The following is a 14,236-nucleotide window of genomic DNA, read 5'->3' on the forward strand; positions in this document are numbered from 1 at the left end:
AGCGCCTGCCTGTATTACTTGAAGCGCCGCTCCACGCCCTTCTCCACCAAAATCTTCGCCGAAATCTCTTCCACCGAGAAATGCGTGGAATTGATATGCGCAATGTTTTCGCGGCGGAACAGATTTTCCACTTCGCGCACTTCGAATTCGCACTGGGCATAGCTGGAGTAGCGGCTGTTGGGCTTGCGTTCGTTGCGGATCGCGGTGAGGCGGTCCGGGTCGATGGTCAGGCCAAACAGCTTGTGCGAATGGGCGCGCAGGGCGGTGGGCAACGTCAGGTGCTCCATGTCGTCCTCGGTCAGCGGGTAGTTGGCCGCACGGATGCCGAATTGCATGGCCATGTACAGGCAGGTCGGGGTCTTGCCGCAACGCGACACGCCGACCAGGATCAGGTCGGCCTTGTCGTAGTAGTGCGTGCGGGCGCCGTCGTCGTTGTCGAGGGCGAAGTTCACCGCCTCGATACGCTCCATATAGTTGGAGTTATGCCCGATGGAATGGGACTTTCCGACCGAATAGGAGGAATGTTCACTCAACTCCTGCTCCAGTGGCGCCAGGAAGGTCGAGAAGATGTCGATCATGAAACCATTGGAGGTTGCGAGGATCTCACGGATGTCTTGATTGACGATGGTGTCGAAAATGATCGGGCGAAAGCCGTCTTTTTCAGCCGCCAGATTGATTTGTTGTACCATGGCCCGCGCTTTATCCACGCTGTCGATGTAGGGCCGCGTGAATTTGGCGAAGGTAATGTTTTCGAACTGCGCGAGCAGGCTTTGACCCAGTGTTTCGGCTGTAATGCCGGTGCCGTCGGAGATAAAGAAAGCAGATCGTTTCATTTGAGCCCTGGGCCTTAAGCTGATGGCGAATCTTGGATATGATAGGCGCGATTTTGCCGTCCCGCAGTGGGCCGCATTCTCACTTATTTTCCAGGTCCAGGCCACAAGCGCTGGCGTTAGCTCCTACTGAGCCGCCGGCGTCCTGAGCTTTTCCAACACAGAAAGTGGAGAGATCACCTTGGTAGAGTACGTAGTTTCCCTCGATAAGCTCGGCGTCCATGATGTAGAGCACGTGGGGGGCAAGAACGCATCCCTCGGCGAGATGATCAGTAATCTTGCAGGCGCTGGTGTATCGGTGCCCGGTGGTTTCGCCACCACGGCCCAGGCTTACCGCGATTTCCTTGAGCTGAGCGGCCTCAACGCTCAGATCCACGCCGCGCTGGACGCTCTGGACGTCGATGACGTCAACGCCCTGGCCAAGACCGGTGCCCAGATCCGCCAGTGGATCATGGACGCCGAGTTCCCCGAGAAGCTCAACGAAGAAATCCGCAGCGCCTTCGCGACGCTCTCGGCCGGCAACCCGGACATGGCGGTTGCCGTGCGCTCCTCGGCCACCGCCGAAGACTTGCCGGACGCGTCCTTCGCCGGCCAGCAGGAAACCTTCCTTAATATCCGTGGCGTGGAAAACGTGATCCGCGCGGCCAAGGAAGTGTTCGCCTCGCTGTTCAACGATCGCGCCATTTCCTACCGCGTGCACCAGGGTTTCGACCACAAGCTGGTGGCCCTGTCTGCCGGCGTGCAGCGCATGGTGCGTTCGGAAACCGGCACCGCCGGCGTGATGTTCACCCTGGATACCGAATCGGGTTTCCGTGACGTGGTGTTCATCACCGGCGCCTACGGCCTGGGCGAAACCGTCGTACAAGGCGCGGTCAACCCCGACGAATTCTACGTACACAAGGGCACCCTTGAAGCGGGTCGCCCGGCCATCCTGCGCCGCAACCTGGGCAGCAAGGCCATCAAGATGATCTACGGCGACGAGGCCAAGGCCGGTCGCTCGGTGAAAACCGTTGAAGTCGACAAGGCCGAGCGCGCGCGCTTCTGCCTGACCGACGCTGAAGTCAGCGAGTTGGCCAAGCAGGCGATGATCATCGAGAAGCACTACAAGTGCCCGATGGACATCGAATGGGCCAAGGACGGTGACGACGGCAAGCTGTACATCGTGCAGGCACGTCCGGAAACCGTGAAAAGCCGCACTTCGGCCAACGTCATGGAACGCTACCTGCTCAAGGAAACCGGCACCGTGCTGGTGGAAGGCCGTGCCATCGGCCAGCGCATCGGCGCCGGCAAGGTGCGGATCATCAAGGACGTGTCCGAGATGGACAAAGTCCAGCCAGGCGACGTGCTGGTGTCCGACATGACCGACCCGGACTGGGAACCGGTGATGAAGCGTGCCAGCGCCATCGTCACCAACCGTGGCGGGCGTACCTGCCACGCGGCGATCATCGCGCGTGAGCTGGGGATTCCTGCGGTAGTGGGTTGCGGCAACGCGACCCAACTGCTCAAGGACGGCCAGGGCGTGACCGTGTCCTGCGCTGAAGGCGACACCGGTTTCATCTTCGAAGGCGAACTGGGCTTCGACATCAAGCAAAACTCCATCGACGCCATGCCTGACCTGCCGTTCAAGATCATGATGAACGTCGGCAACCCGGACCGCGCCTTCGACTTCGCGCAGTTGCCGAACGCCGGTGTGGGCCTGGCCCGCCTGGAATTCATCATCAACCGCATGATCGGCGTGCACCCCAAGGCCCTGTTGAACTACGACGGCCTGCCGCTGGACATCAAGGAAAGCGTCGACAAGCGCATCGCCGGCTACAACGACCCAGTGGGCTTCTACGTCGAGAAGCTGGTGGAAGGCATCAGCACCCTGGCAGCGGCGTTCTACCCGAAAAAGGTCATCGTGCGGCTGTCGGACTTCAAGTCCAACGAATACGCCAACCTGATCGGCGGCAAGCTCTACGAGCCGGAAGAAGAAAACCCGATGCTGGGTTTCCGTGGCGCCTCGCGTTACATCAGCGAAGCGTTCCGTGACTGCTTCGAACTCGAATGCCGCGCCCTCAAGCGCGTGCGTAACGAGATGGGCCTGACCAACGTCGAGATCATGGTGCCCTTCGTGCGCACCCTGGGCGAAGCGAGCCAGGTGGTGGACCTGCTGGCCGAAAACGGCTTGTCCCGGGGTGAAAACGGCCTGCGCGTCATCATGATGTGCGAATTGCCGTCCAACGCGATCCTTGCCGAAGAGTTCCTGGAATTCTTCGACGGTTTCTCCATCGGTTCCAACGACCTGACCCAGCTGACCCTGGGCCTGGACCGCGACTCCGGGATCATCGCCCACCTGTTCGATGAGCGTAACCCGGCCGTCAAGAAGCTGTTGGCCAACGCCATCCAGGCCTGCAACAAGGCCGGCAAGTACATCGGGATTTGCGGCCAAGGCCCTTCCGATCACCCTGACCTGGCCAAATGGCTGATGGAGCAGGGCATCGAAAGCGTCTCGCTGAACCCCGATTCCGTGCTGGAAACCTGGTTCTTCCTGGCCGAAGGCCAAGCTTCGGCTTAAGGTCGATACGTCAAAAGTGCCGGTCACCCGTCAAGGGTGACCGGCATTCTTATCTGTGCAGGGCGGAACTCCTTCCGGACGCCGCCCTTTTTTGTGCAAGAGCATTATGCAAAGCAGCAGCAACCTGTTTCCCGTCGCCTTGATCAGCGCTGAACGTCGTGGCGACCTGAGTGAAGATGTGTATCGCCTCAAACCCGGCAACAGCCCCGACGGTACCGTCGAGTTGGCCGTTACCCGTTTGGGCTTGGCCGATGTCCCGGAAAACCGGGGCATCCCGGTCATTTTGTTGCATGGCAGTTTTTCCAATCGGCGCTTCTGGTATTCGCCCAAAGGGATCGGCCTGGGGGCTTACCTGGCGCGCCAGGGATTCGACGTGTGGATCCCGGAAATGCGCGGCCATGGCCTGTCGCGGCGCAATCACGACTACGCCAGGAACCGCGTCGCCGATTACGCGCGTTACGATTTGCCGGCGATTGGTGCGTTTGTGCGCGAGCAAAGTGCGCAGATCCCGCATTGGATCGGCCACTCCCTTGGCGGCACGACCCTGGCGGCGGCCCTCGGCGGGCAGCATCTTGGCGCGCCGGCGGTGGCCTCGGTGGCCCTGTTTGGCTGTCAGGTCAGTCGCACCCACTGGCCGTTGAAAATCCCGCCGGTGGAGTGGACCGGCCGCTTGCTGCTCAAGCGTTTTGGTCAACTGTCCGGCTCGCGGCTCAAGCGCGGCCCGGAGGACGAGCCGGCAGGCGTGCTGGTCGAAGCCATGCGTTGGAATGGCCTGTTTGGCCGCTTTGGCGAAGGCAAGCAGGATTGGTGGAAAGGCCTGGCCGACGTTGACGTGCCGCTGCTGGCCGTCAGTGCTGCAGGCGACCACCAGGACCCCGATTGGGCCTGCCGCAAGTTGTTCGAACAAATCGGTTCGCAGCATCGCCAGTACCTGTGCCTGGGGCGTGAGCAAGGTTTTACCGGTGATTTCGGGCATGTGGAGATGCTGGTCAGCAAAGCCGCACAAATAGAAGTGTGGCCGCTGGTGGCGCAATGGCTGAAAGATCCGCTGACACCGTTGTTCGGCGCCCCGGCCGAGGTCGCGGCCAGCGTTTGACGCAACGCTCTGCCAAGGGCGTTTCACTCGTGTGTGGTTGCGGCTAAGATATGACGCGGTAAACGCTTCTGGTCATATTCAGTCGCGCAGTGGCTATTGCGTTGCGGCCAGGCGGATGGGATGTTTCGCACCTGCTTCGGCCCGTGCTTCTTTCGAAAGACACTTCTTTGACGGAAAGGAATTTTTCAATGAACCATTACGTGACCCCCGACCTGTGCGACGCCTACCCGGACCTGGTGCAGGTGGTCGAGCCGATGTTCAGCAATTTCGGCGGCCGAGACTCTTTCGGTGGCGAGATCGTCACCATCAAGTGCTTCGAAGATAACTCCCTCGTCAAGGAGCAGGCCGACCAGCCGGGCGCTGGCAAGGTGCTGGTGGTGGACGGCGGCGGTTCCCTGCGCCGCGCGCTGCTGGGCGATATGATCGCCGAAAAAGCCGCGAAAAACGGTTGGGAAGGGCTGGTGATCTACGGCTGCATCCGTGACGTCGACGTTATCGCCCAGACCGACCTGGGAGTGCAGGCCCTGGCCAGCCATCCGATGAAGACCGACAAGCGCGGCATCGGCGACTTGAACGTGGTGGTCACCTTTGCCGGTGTGACGTTCCGCCCGGGCGAGTACATCTACGCCGACAACAACGGTGTGATCGTCTCGCCAAGCCCGCTGAAAATGCCTGAATAAACCGCAATAGACGACAGGGGTAAGGATGTTCGAGGAAGAAAACGCGCAGTGGGGGCTGGTGCATGCCCTGGTGCTGGACGGTAAAGGCGGTGCGCGTTCGATTGCCCGGACTGAGCTCGACGACTTGCAACTGCAGCCCCAGGAAAGCCTGTGGCTGCACTGGGACCGCAGTCATCCGCAAACCCAGACCTGGCTGCGCAAATCCAGCGGCTTGAGCGAGTTTGCCTGTGACCTGTTGCTGGAGGAGAACACCCGCCCGCGCCTGTTGCCGTTGCCGGACTCGGAATTGCTGCTGTTCCTGCGCGGGATCAACCTCAACCCGGGAGCTGAGCCAGAAGACATGGTGTCGGTGCGCATCTTTGCGGCCGCCAGTCGGGTGATTTCGTTGCGCCTGCGTCCACTGCGCGCCACCGATGAGCTGTTGGTGCAGCTGGCGGAGGGCAAAGGGCCGAAGACGGCCTCGGAACTCATCCTTTATATGGCCCAGTACCTAACCCATAAAGTGCAGGATCTGGTCACCGACCTGTCTGAAATCGTCGACGTAGAGGAAGAAAAACTCGATGCCGACGAACGGTACACGCCGGAGCATGGCAGTGTCTTGCAGATCCGCCGCAGAGCGGCCGGGCTCAAGCGATTCCTGTCGCCGCAGCGGGAAATTTTTGCCCAGCTTACGCGGATCAGGTTGCCGTGGTTTTGTGATGACGATGCCGACTACTGGAACGAATTGAACAACAGCCTGACCCGCTACCTGGAAGAGCTCGAATTGACCCGGGAGCGCGTGGGGCTTGTGCTTGAGACCGAAGACCGGCGCTTGAGCGTACGCATGAACCGCACCATGTATCGCTTCGGGATCATCACCGGGATCTTCCTGCCGATGAGTTTCCTGACCGGTTTGTTGGGTATAAATGTGGGCGGGATACCGTTCTCCGCCAGCCCCTATGGATTCGTGATTGCGTGCCTGTTGATGGTGTCGGTTGCGCTCGGACAATGGTGGCTATTTCGACGATTGCGCTGGGTTTGAGCTGAATATGACCTGAACGTAGGAAGGGTCCTATGTGACCCCAAGAATTTTACCCTCGTCTTTTAAAACACTTGCGAGAGGTCTTTATGCACGATCCGTTCGAACAGTCTTTGCGTGACATGCTCAATGCGTCGCCGTCCAACCGTGACGACGACGCCTGCCTGGGCCGCGTGTTGAAAACCGCCAACCGTCAGGTGGGGGCGGGGGACTTGTTCGGTCTGCTCGGCCGTTGGCTGCCGGCGTTGATGATGGCCCTGAACAACGGTTCGGCCCACGTATCACCGGTTTCCCGTCGTAAACCTCTTGCTCGCACTGCTGATAAGGCTGATTGAATATGGAACTTGATCTCTGGACCCAGAGCCTGGTCACCGCGATGACCGCATTGTGGACCAAGGTGGCGAATTTCATTCCCAACCTGTTTGGTGCCCTGGTCCTGGTATTGCTGGGCTTTGTCGTGGCCAAGCTGCTCGACACCCTGCTGTCCAAATTGCTTGCAAAATTGGGCCTGGATCGCTTGATGGCAGGCACCGGCCTGACCAAGCTGTTGGGCCGTGCCGGGCTGCAGGTGCCGATCTCTACCCTGATCGGCAAGATCGTCTATTGGTTCGTTTTGCTGATTTTTCTGGTTTCTGCGGCCCAATCACTTGGACTTGAGCGAGTTTCAGCTACGCTCGACATGCTGGCGCTGTATTTGCCGAAGGTTTTCGGCGGCGCGCTGGTACTGCTGGTAGGTGTTTTGCTGGCGCAACTGGCCAATGGGCTGGTGCGCGGCGCCGCCGAAGGCGTGGGGTTGGACTATGCTGCTGGCCTGGGGCGTATCGCCCAGGGGCTGGTGATCATCATCAGTATTTCGGTCGCGATCAGCCAGTTGGAGGTCAAGACTGACCTGCTCAACCACGTGATTGTGATTGTTTTGATTACCGTTGGTCTGGCAGTTGCGCTGGCCATGGGGTTGGGAAGCCGGGAAATTGCCGGACAGATTCTTGCGGGAATCTATGTGCGTGAGTTGTATCAGGTAGGGCAACAGGTGCGTGTAGGCGAGGTCGAAGGGCAAATCGAGGAGATCGGCACAGTCAAGACGACAGTGCTGACCGATGACGGCGACCTGGTGTCGCTGTCCAATCGGATTCTCCTGGAGCAGCAGGTCAGTAGCCGCTAATCCGGCAAACCCTGCTAATGTACGCCGCCGCAAACCCGGCTGACCGGGCTGTGGCGGACATTGACCTGACTGTCGGCACGACTTGTTTTGAATAAAGCCCAAACGCTGTCCACGCGCTATGACCCCCGTGAGCTCTCTGATGAGGAGTTGGTCGCGCGCTCGCACACGGAGCTGTTTCACGTAACTCGCGCGTACGAAGAATTGATGCGCAGATATCAACGCACTTTGTTCAACGTTTGTTCAAGGTATTTAGGGAACGATAGAGATGCGGACGATGTCTGTCAGGAAGTGATGCTCAAGGTGCTGTACGGCCTGAAGAACTTCGAGGGCAAATCGAAGTTCAAGACATGGCTATACAGCATCACGTACAACGAGTGCATCACGCAGTATCGGAAGGAACGGCGAAAGCGTCGCTTGATGGACGCCTTGAGTCTGGACCCCCTTGAGGAAGCGTCTGAAGAAAAGGCGCCGGCACCCGAGGAGAAGGGCGGGCTCGATCGCTGGTTGGTGCATGTGAACCCGATTGACCGTGAAATTCTGGTGCTACGATTTGTCGCAGAGCTTGAATTTCAGGAAATCGCCGACATCATGCACATGGGTTTGAGTGCTACAAAAATGCGTTACAAACGTGCTCTAGATAAATTACGTGAGAAATTTGCGGGCGAGACTGAAACTTAGTGCGTGGCAAATATCTCTTACGTGTAGGCAAGTTCTGTTAGACTTGTCGCCGAGTTGTCCCCCGGTTTGTGGGACTGCTTTACAATCACCAGATGGGGATTTAACGGATGAAACTGAAAAACACCTTGGGCTTGGCCATTGGTTCTCTTATTGCCGCTACTTCTTTCGGCGTTCTGGCACAAGGCCAAGGCGCAGTTGAAGGCGAGCTGTTCTACAAGAAGCAGTACAACGATAGCGTCAAGCACATCGAAGACGGCTTCAATCCTGGCGCTCGCATCGGTTACTTCCTGACCGACGACCTGTCCTTGAACCTGTCCTACGACAAGACCAACCACACCCGTTCGAACGACGGTACTGGTAACCAGAAGATCAAAGGCGATACCGGCAGCCTGGTTGCCCAGTATCACTTCGGTCAAGCTGGCGTAGACAGCCTGCGTCCATACGTAGAAGGCGGTTTCGGTCACCAGAGCCGTACCAACGTTCAGGCTGACGGCCACAGCGGTCGCGACCAGACTACCTTCGCTACCGTTGGTACTGGCGTGAAGTACTACTTCACCAACAACCTGTACGCTCGTGCCGGTGTTGAAGCTGACTACGGTCTGGACAACGGCAAGTGGGACTACTCCGCACTGGTTGGCCTGGGCGTAAACTTCGGCGGTAACGCTGGCGCAGCCGCTCCAGCTCCTACCCCAGCTCCAGCTCCAGAGCCAACTCCAGAGCCAGAAGCTCCAGTTGCTCAGGTTGTTCGTGTTGAGCTGGACGTGAAGTTCGACTTCGACAAGTCCGTTGTTAAGCCTAACAGCTACGGCGACGTGAAAAACCTGGCCGACTTCATGGCTCAGTACCCAGCTACCAACGTAGAAGTTGCTGGTCACACTGACTCCGTAGGTCCAGACGCCTACAACCAGAAGCTGTCCCAGCGTCGTGCTGACGCTGTTAAGCAAGTCCTGGTTAAAGACGGCGTGGCTCCTAGCCGCATCACCGCAGTAGGTTACGGCGAATCCCGCCCAGTTGCTGACAACGCAACTGAAGCTGGTCGTGCTGTTAACCGTCGCGTAGAAGCGTCGGTTGAAGCTCAAGCTCAGTAATTACTGAGTGGTAGAAAAAAGCCCGGCTTAGGCCGGGCTTTTTTTCGCCTGCGATTTGGCATCAGCCGTGAAAAAGTCCATACAGCAGCACCAGGTTGATCAGCAGCGACAGCAGCGCCAACGTCCGCCAGACCTTCAGCGGCTCGCGCTCCAACAGCGGCCTTGGGCGAACACTCAACTCGCGGCGATCGGCCTGTTCCAGCGTCAACAGCCATTCCTCGGCGGTTTCATAACGTTGCGCAGGCTGGGCGGCCACGGCTCGCTCCAGGCTGAGGGGCAGCCAGTCCGGCAGATCAGGGCGATAGCGGCTGGCGCTGACGGCCTGATTGAATCGGGGCCTTTGGAAGGCCTCGATTTCACCGTAGGGATAATGCCCGGTCAGCAGGTAATACAGGCACACACCGACGCTGTATAAATCCTGTTGAGCCGTAGGGCGCTCACCATTGAATGCCTCGGGGGCGATGAAACTCGGGGTGCCTGGCAGTGCGTGAGCACGATCTTCCGAGAGTCCCGGGCAGTAGGCCAGGCCGAAATCCAGCACGCGCAGCTCACCGTCGTCGCCCAGCAGCAGGTTTTCCGGCTTGATGTCGCGGTGCAGGATCTGTCGCCGGTGCAGCATGCCTACCGCGCGCAGCAAGCGTTCGGCCACCGATTGCCACTGCGCCAACGGCAATGGGCCTTGTTGCTTGAACAGTTCGGCCAGGGTGCGTCCCGGGTATTCGCGCATGACGTAATACAGATGCTGACGCGCGCTGGCGGTGTGCACTTCAGGAAATGCGCGACCGGCCACGCGGCGCAAAAACCACTCCTCGGATAACAGTGCCTGTCCGGCGTCGTGGTCATCGTCGCGATTCAGCGGCAGGGTTTTCAGCAGCCAGGGTTGCTGCTGCGCATCGCGCACACGGTACAGCACGGATTGTCGGCTGTGCGCGAGCACGCTTTCCACTTGCCAGCCCTCGAACTGCTGCCCGGCTTTCAAGGGCGGGGGCAGTGGCCATTGCTGCAACTGCACCAGCGCATCGCCGAGGGTGGCTGCACCGAGGGTGTCGATGCGCACCAGCAGGGCGCTGGCATTGTCCTGGCTGCCTGCCAGGTGCGCAGTATTCACCAGCGTGTTGACCGCCCAGTCCAGGTCGGTTTGTTCGCGCAGGATCGCACCGATGCTGTGATCGCCCAGGGTTGCCCATACGCCGTCGCTGAGCAGCACAAAGCACTCGCCTTCGCGCAATTGGCCGTCCAAAAAGTCCACCACCAGGTGTTGATCCAGGCCCAGCGCACGCTTGAGCACATGCTGCATGCCCGGCTGCTCCCAGACGTGGTCTTCGCTGATGCGCTGCAACTCGCCGTCCAGCCAGCGGTACACCCGGCAATCGCCGACATGGGCGAGGGTAAAACGTTGCCCGCGAAACACCAGGGCGCTGAGGGTCGTGAGCAAGGGCTGGCCGCCGCCATTAGCCTGTAGCCAGCGGTTCTGCGCCAACAGTAAGCGCTCCAGAGACTGAGCCACACCCCAGGTCGGCGGCGTGGCGTAGTAGTCCAGTGCCAGGGCCTGCACGGTCGAGCGCGCGGCCAGGCCGCCATCGGCGCACTGGCTCACCCCGTCGGCGATGGCGCACAGGTAGCCTTTGCTCGCCGCCAGTTCCGCCACGGGGGTGACGACGCGCAGGGCGTCCTGGTTTTCCGCCCGAGGGCCGATGACGCTGGCGTGGGCGACGCTCAGTCGCAGGCTCATCAGACGCGTGCGGCGGTCACGGCGGCCGAACCCCAGGTGGTTCTCCAGCGCCGCTTGACGCCGTGCAGGCCGAACCAGGCCAGTACACCCAGGCTGGCGAACAACCACAAGGCCATCTGATAGCTGCCGGTGCTTTGCTTGATTGCACCCATGCCCGCTGCCAGGGCGAAACCGCCGATGCCGCCGGCCATGCCGATCAGGCCGGTCATCACGCCGATTTCGCGCCGGAAACGTTGCGGCACCAGTTGGAATACCGCGCCATTTCCGGCGCCCAGTCCAAGCATGGTGCAGACAAACAAGGCGAGCGCCGCGTAGGAACTGGGCAGGTTGAAGCCGACCGCCGCGATGCAGATCGCCGCCACGCTGTACATGCCCAGCAAGGTGCGGATTCCGCCGAAGCGATCCGCCAGGGCGCCGCCCAACGGGCGCATCAGGCTGCCGCCGAACACGCAGGCCGCGGTGTAGTAGCCGGCCGTTACCGGGCTCAGGCCATACTGGTCGTTGAAGTAGCCGGGCAGGGCGCTGGCCAGGCCGATGAAGCCGCCAAAGGTCACGCTGTAGAAGAACATGAACCACCAGCTGTCGCGGTCGCCAAGTGCCTTGAAATAGTCAGCCATGGATTTGGCTTGCGGCCGCTGCGGCGCATTGCGCGCCAGCCAGGCGAAGACCACCAGGGTCAGCACCAGTGGAATCAAGGCAAAACCGAACACGTTGCTCCAGCCAAACGCAGCTGCCAGCACCGGGGCGAGCAGGGCGGCGAACACCGTGCCCGAGTTGCCGGCACCGGCAATGCCCATGGCCTTGCCCTGGTGTTCAGCCGGATACCACTGCGACGCCAACGGCAGCGCCACGGCGAACGATGCGCCAGCCATGCCGAGGAACACCCCAAGCAGCAACGCTTGCTCGTAACTGTGGATGCCGAGTTTCCAGGCGCCAAACAACGCGGCAATCACAATCACCTGGCCGATCAGTCCGGCGGTCTTGGGCGACAGCTTGTCGGCCAGCATGCCCATCAGGAAGCGCAGTACTGCGCCCGCGAGGATCGGAGTCGCGACGACCAGGCCGCGTTGTTGAGTGGTCAGGTGCAGGTCGGTAGCAATTTGCACCGCCAGTGGACCCAGGAGGTACCAGACCATGAAGCTCAGGTCGAAATACAGGAACGCGGCAAACAGGGTCGGGGTGTGCCCGGATTTCCAGAAGCTTGATTTCATCACGCACCTCAACGGTTGGGAGTCTTGTAAAAAGGCCTGGTGATGGAACAGCCGGCTAGGGCCGCCCCACCTTGCCCCGGAAAAGGGGGACAAAACGAAAAAACGCCGCCACCGGGTTCGCGAGGGCAAACCGGGTGTGCGACGTCTTTGTCGTGGAGGGGCAACCGCCGTTGGCTACCTGTGATGATTCTTTAGCAAGAGCTGCGCCACATCAGCCGAGCAGCTCGTTCATGGCGATAATCTGCTCTGCCACCTGAATCAGCTTCTGCTGGCGGCTCATGGCCTGGCGGCGCATCAAGGTGTAGGCCTCTTCTTCATTGCACGGCTTCATTTTCATCAGCATGCCCTTGGCCAGCTCGATGCGCTTGCGCTCGGCCAGCTGCTGGTCACGCGCCTGCAGCTGGGCGCGCAAGGCCTGGTCGCTTTCGAAACGCGCCATGGCCACGTCGAGGATCGGCTGCAGGCGCTGGGCCTGGATACCTTCGACGATGTAGGCGCTGACCCCGGACTTGATCGCCTGGCGCATCACATTCGGGTCGTGCTCGTCGGTGAACATCACGATCGGCCTGGGCTGGTCGCGACTGACCAGCACCACTTGCTCCATCACATCGCGGCCCGGCGACTCGGTATCGATCAGGATCACGTCCGGGCGCACCGTTTCGACGCGCGCCGGCAGGTCGATGGTCAGGCCGGACTCATCGATCACCTCAAAACCGGCTTCGATCAGCGCCGCCCTGAGGCGGCCGACCTTGCGCGGGGTGTCGTTGATCAACAGGATTCGCAGCATCGGGGGCCTCCTCTCAGCGCAAGGCATGGCGGCTGGCATGATCAGCCATGGCGTGCAGGCGGAAGCTGCGCGCGTAGCCCGCGGGGTCGGAGCCGTCCCAGACTTTGCCGTCGATCAGTTGGCTGCTGCGCATGTCCTGGCCGTTATCAGTGATACCCAAGGCATCGGCGGCCTGGCGATACAGCGCCAGTTGCTGCACCTGGCGGGCCACGCCCAGGTAGTCGGGATCTTCGCGTAGCAGGCCCCAGCGCCGGAACTGGGTCATGAACCACATGCCATCGCAGAGGTAGGGCAGGTTCACCTCGCCACCGGCAAAAAAACGCAGGGCGTGGGGGTCTTGCCACTGGTTGCCCAGGCCGTCGTCATAGGCGCCCAGCAGGCGCGGTTCGATGCAGTCGAGTGGCGCATCGAGGTACTCGCGGCCGCTGAGCAACTGCGCGGTGGAGCGACGGTTTTCATTGTTCTGCTCGATAAAGCGGCTGGCCTCCAGGATCGCCATCACCAACACGCGGGCGGTGTTGGGGTATTGATCGACAAAGGCCTGGGTGCAGCCGAGGACCTTTTCCGGATGGTTCGGCCAGATCGCCTGGGTGGTCGCCAGGGTGAACCCCTGGTTCTGCTTGACCGCGCTGGCGCACCAGGGCTCGCCGACGCAGAACCCGTCGATGCGTCCCGCCTGCAGGTGCGCAACCATTTGCGGGGGAGGAACCACGACGCTGTCCACGTCCTGCAATGGATGAATGCCCTGGCTTGCCAGCCAGTAATACAGCCACATGGCGTGGGTGCCGGTAGGAAAGGTCTGGGCGAAGGTGAGTTTTGTTCGGCTTTGGTGCACGTGGCGGTCGAGCGCTTCAGGAGTGATCACGCCTTGCTGCTGCAAGCCGTGGGACAGGTTGATGCTCTGGCCGTTCTGGTTGAGCCCCATCAGCACCGCCATGTCGGTGGGCGCGACGCCGCCGATGCCCAGGTGCACTGCATAGATCAGCCCATAAAGGCTGTGGGCGGCATCCAGTTCACCGCTGACCAGTTTGTCGCGCAGGTTGGCCCACGAGCTTTGGCGCTTGAGGTTCAGGGTCAGTCCGTAAGGTTGAGCGAAGCCCTGGGTGGCAGCCACCACCAGCGATGCGCAATCGCTCAAGGCCATGAAGCCCAGGTCGAGGCTGCTTTTTTCCGGGGCATCGCTGCCGTTGACCCAGGCCAGCGGGTCGCTCGCCGGGCTGCTGCCTACCGAATCGTTCATCAACACCTACCTTTTCGTTCACAAAAAAGCGCCGTTCCCTCAGATGGCGCTGCAAGCCATTGCGGGTAACGACGCCTTTGTCCGTAAGCGCACTCCACCATTGGTGTGCGCTCTGATACAGAGTTCCAAGCAAGGCACATGCCACGGGCTGGCAGGC

13 protein-coding genes are annotated in these 14,236 nt (G+C 60.7%); 8 read left to right on the forward strand and 5 right to left on the reverse strand.

The features are described from left to right. Positions 1 to 14: 14 nt before the first annotated feature. On the reverse strand, positions 15 to 833 hold the full coding sequence (gene ppsR / locus AC07OJ_RS15945) for a posphoenolpyruvate synthetase regulatory kinase/phosphorylase PpsR (protein WP_034128357.1): 819 nt from the start codon (positions 831 to 833) through the stop codon (positions 15 to 17). A 178-nt stretch (positions 834 to 1,011) separates the two neighbouring features. On the opposite strand from ppsR, the gene ppsA reads away from it, so the two are divergent. The 8 genes from ppsA (at position 1,012) to AC07OJ_RS15985 (ending at position 9,109) form a co-directional block, all read left to right on the forward strand. After that, a complete protein-coding gene (ppsA, locus tag AC07OJ_RS15950) occupies positions 1,012 to 3,387 on the forward strand; it encodes a phosphoenolpyruvate synthase (RefSeq protein ID WP_106802940.1) in 2,376 nt (791 codons plus the stop codon). A 106-nt stretch (positions 3,388 to 3,493) separates the two neighbouring features. Beyond that, the gene (locus AC07OJ_RS15955) at positions 3,494 to 4,483 is read left to right on the forward strand and encodes an alpha/beta fold hydrolase (RefSeq protein ID WP_495094791.1); all 990 of its coding nucleotides are present in this window, start codon (positions 3,494 to 3,496) and stop codon (positions 4,481 to 4,483) included. Between the two features lie 188 nt (positions 4,484 to 4,671). Continuing rightward, positions 4,672 to 5,163, forward strand: a complete 492-nt coding sequence (rraA, locus tag AC07OJ_RS15960; RefSeq protein ID WP_032887592.1) for a ribonuclease E activity regulator RraA — start codon at positions 4,672 to 4,674, stop codon at positions 5,161 to 5,163. Between the two features lie 25 nt (positions 5,164 to 5,188). Further along, positions 5,189 to 6,184: a zinc transporter ZntB gene (locus AC07OJ_RS15965; protein ID WP_213553521.1), complete on the forward strand. Its 996-nt coding sequence runs from the start codon at positions 5,189 to 5,191 to the stop codon at positions 6,182 to 6,184. An 86-nt stretch (positions 6,185 to 6,270) separates the two neighbouring features. Next, on the forward strand, positions 6,271 to 6,516 hold the full coding sequence (locus AC07OJ_RS15970) for a hypothetical protein (protein ID WP_005790375.1): 246 nt from the start codon (positions 6,271 to 6,273) through the stop codon (positions 6,514 to 6,516). A gap of 2 nt (positions 6,517 to 6,518) precedes the next feature. Then, positions 6,519 to 7,343, forward strand: coding sequence for a mechanosensitive ion channel family protein (locus tag AC07OJ_RS15975; RefSeq protein WP_003175519.1), 825 nt, complete (start codon positions 6,519 to 6,521; stop codon positions 7,341 to 7,343). Positions 7,344 to 7,430: 87 nt separating this feature from the next. Further along, positions 7,431 to 8,021 (forward strand): RNA polymerase sigma factor SigX, encoded by a 591-nt coding sequence (gene sigX, locus AC07OJ_RS15980; protein ID WP_003193286.1) that lies wholly within the window; start codon positions 7,431 to 7,433, stop codon positions 8,019 to 8,021. A 107-nt stretch (positions 8,022 to 8,128) separates the two neighbouring features. Continuing rightward, positions 8,129 to 9,109, forward strand: coding sequence for an OmpA family protein (locus tag AC07OJ_RS15985; protein WP_015885346.1), 981 nt, complete (start codon positions 8,129 to 8,131; stop codon positions 9,107 to 9,109). Between the two features lie 61 nt (positions 9,110 to 9,170). Here AC07OJ_RS15985 and AC07OJ_RS15990 read toward each other — a convergent pair whose 3' ends face one another. From AC07OJ_RS15990 to AC07OJ_RS16005, 4 genes are all read right to left on the reverse strand, one after another. Continuing rightward, positions 9,171 to 10,841, reverse strand: coding sequence for a bifunctional protein-serine/threonine kinase/phosphatase (locus tag AC07OJ_RS15990; RefSeq protein ID WP_495094792.1), 1,671 nt, complete (start codon positions 10,839 to 10,841; stop codon positions 9,171 to 9,173). Beyond that, positions 10,841 to 12,052 (reverse strand): nitrate/nitrite transporter, encoded by a 1,212-nt coding sequence (locus tag AC07OJ_RS15995; RefSeq protein WP_495094793.1) that lies wholly within the window; start codon positions 12,050 to 12,052, stop codon positions 10,841 to 10,843. Before AC07OJ_RS15995 ends, AC07OJ_RS15990 begins: the two co-directional genes overlap by 1 nt. 211 nt (positions 12,053 to 12,263) lie before the next feature. Then, a complete protein-coding gene (locus AC07OJ_RS16000) occupies positions 12,264 to 12,839 on the reverse strand; it encodes an ANTAR domain-containing response regulator (protein WP_495094794.1) in 576 nt (191 codons plus the stop codon). A gap of 13 nt (positions 12,840 to 12,852) precedes the next feature. Continuing rightward, positions 12,853 to 14,079 (reverse strand): CmpA/NrtA family ABC transporter substrate-binding protein, encoded by a 1,227-nt coding sequence (locus AC07OJ_RS16005; protein ID WP_065909535.1) that lies wholly within the window; start codon positions 14,077 to 14,079, stop codon positions 12,853 to 12,855. Positions 14,080 to 14,236: the final 157 nt, after the last annotated feature.

The organism is Pseudomonas sp. GW821-FHT09C08, from assembly GCF_059418125.1.

Coding starts and splice junctions, on each gene's coding strand:
- AC07OJ_RS16000 (WP_495094794.1), bottom strand. CDS start 12,839: ATGCTGCGAATCCTGTTGATCAACGACACCCCGCGCAAGGTCGGCCGC.
- rraA (WP_032887592.1), top strand. CDS start 4,672: ATGAACCATTACGTGACCCCCGACCTGTGCGACGCCTACCCGGACCTG.
- AC07OJ_RS15990 (WP_495094792.1), bottom strand. CDS start 10,841: ATGAGCCTGCGACTGAGCGTCGCCCACGCCAGCGTCATCGGCCCTCGG.
- AC07OJ_RS15965 (WP_213553521.1), top strand. CDS start 5,189: ATGTTCGAGGAAGAAAACGCGCAGTGGGGGCTGGTGCATGCCCTGGTG.
- AC07OJ_RS15970 (WP_005790375.1), top strand. CDS start 6,271: ATGCACGATCCGTTCGAACAGTCTTTGCGTGACATGCTCAATGCGTCG.
- AC07OJ_RS15985 (WP_015885346.1), top strand. CDS start 8,129: ATGAAACTGAAAAACACCTTGGGCTTGGCCATTGGTTCTCTTATTGCC.
- AC07OJ_RS15995 (WP_495094793.1), bottom strand. CDS start 12,052: ATGAAATCAAGCTTCTGGAAATCCGGGCACACCCCGACCCTGTTTGCC.
- AC07OJ_RS15955 (WP_495094791.1), top strand. CDS start 3,494: ATGCAAAGCAGCAGCAACCTGTTTCCCGTCGCCTTGATCAGCGCTGAA.
- ppsR (WP_034128357.1), bottom strand. CDS start 833: ATGAAACGATCTGCTTTCTTTATCTCCGACGGCACCGGCATTACAGCC.
- AC07OJ_RS16005 (WP_065909535.1), bottom strand. CDS start 14,079: ATGAACGATTCGGTAGGCAGCAGCCCGGCGAGCGACCCGCTGGCCTGG.
- AC07OJ_RS15975 (WP_003175519.1), top strand. CDS start 6,519: ATGGAACTTGATCTCTGGACCCAGAGCCTGGTCACCGCGATGACCGCA.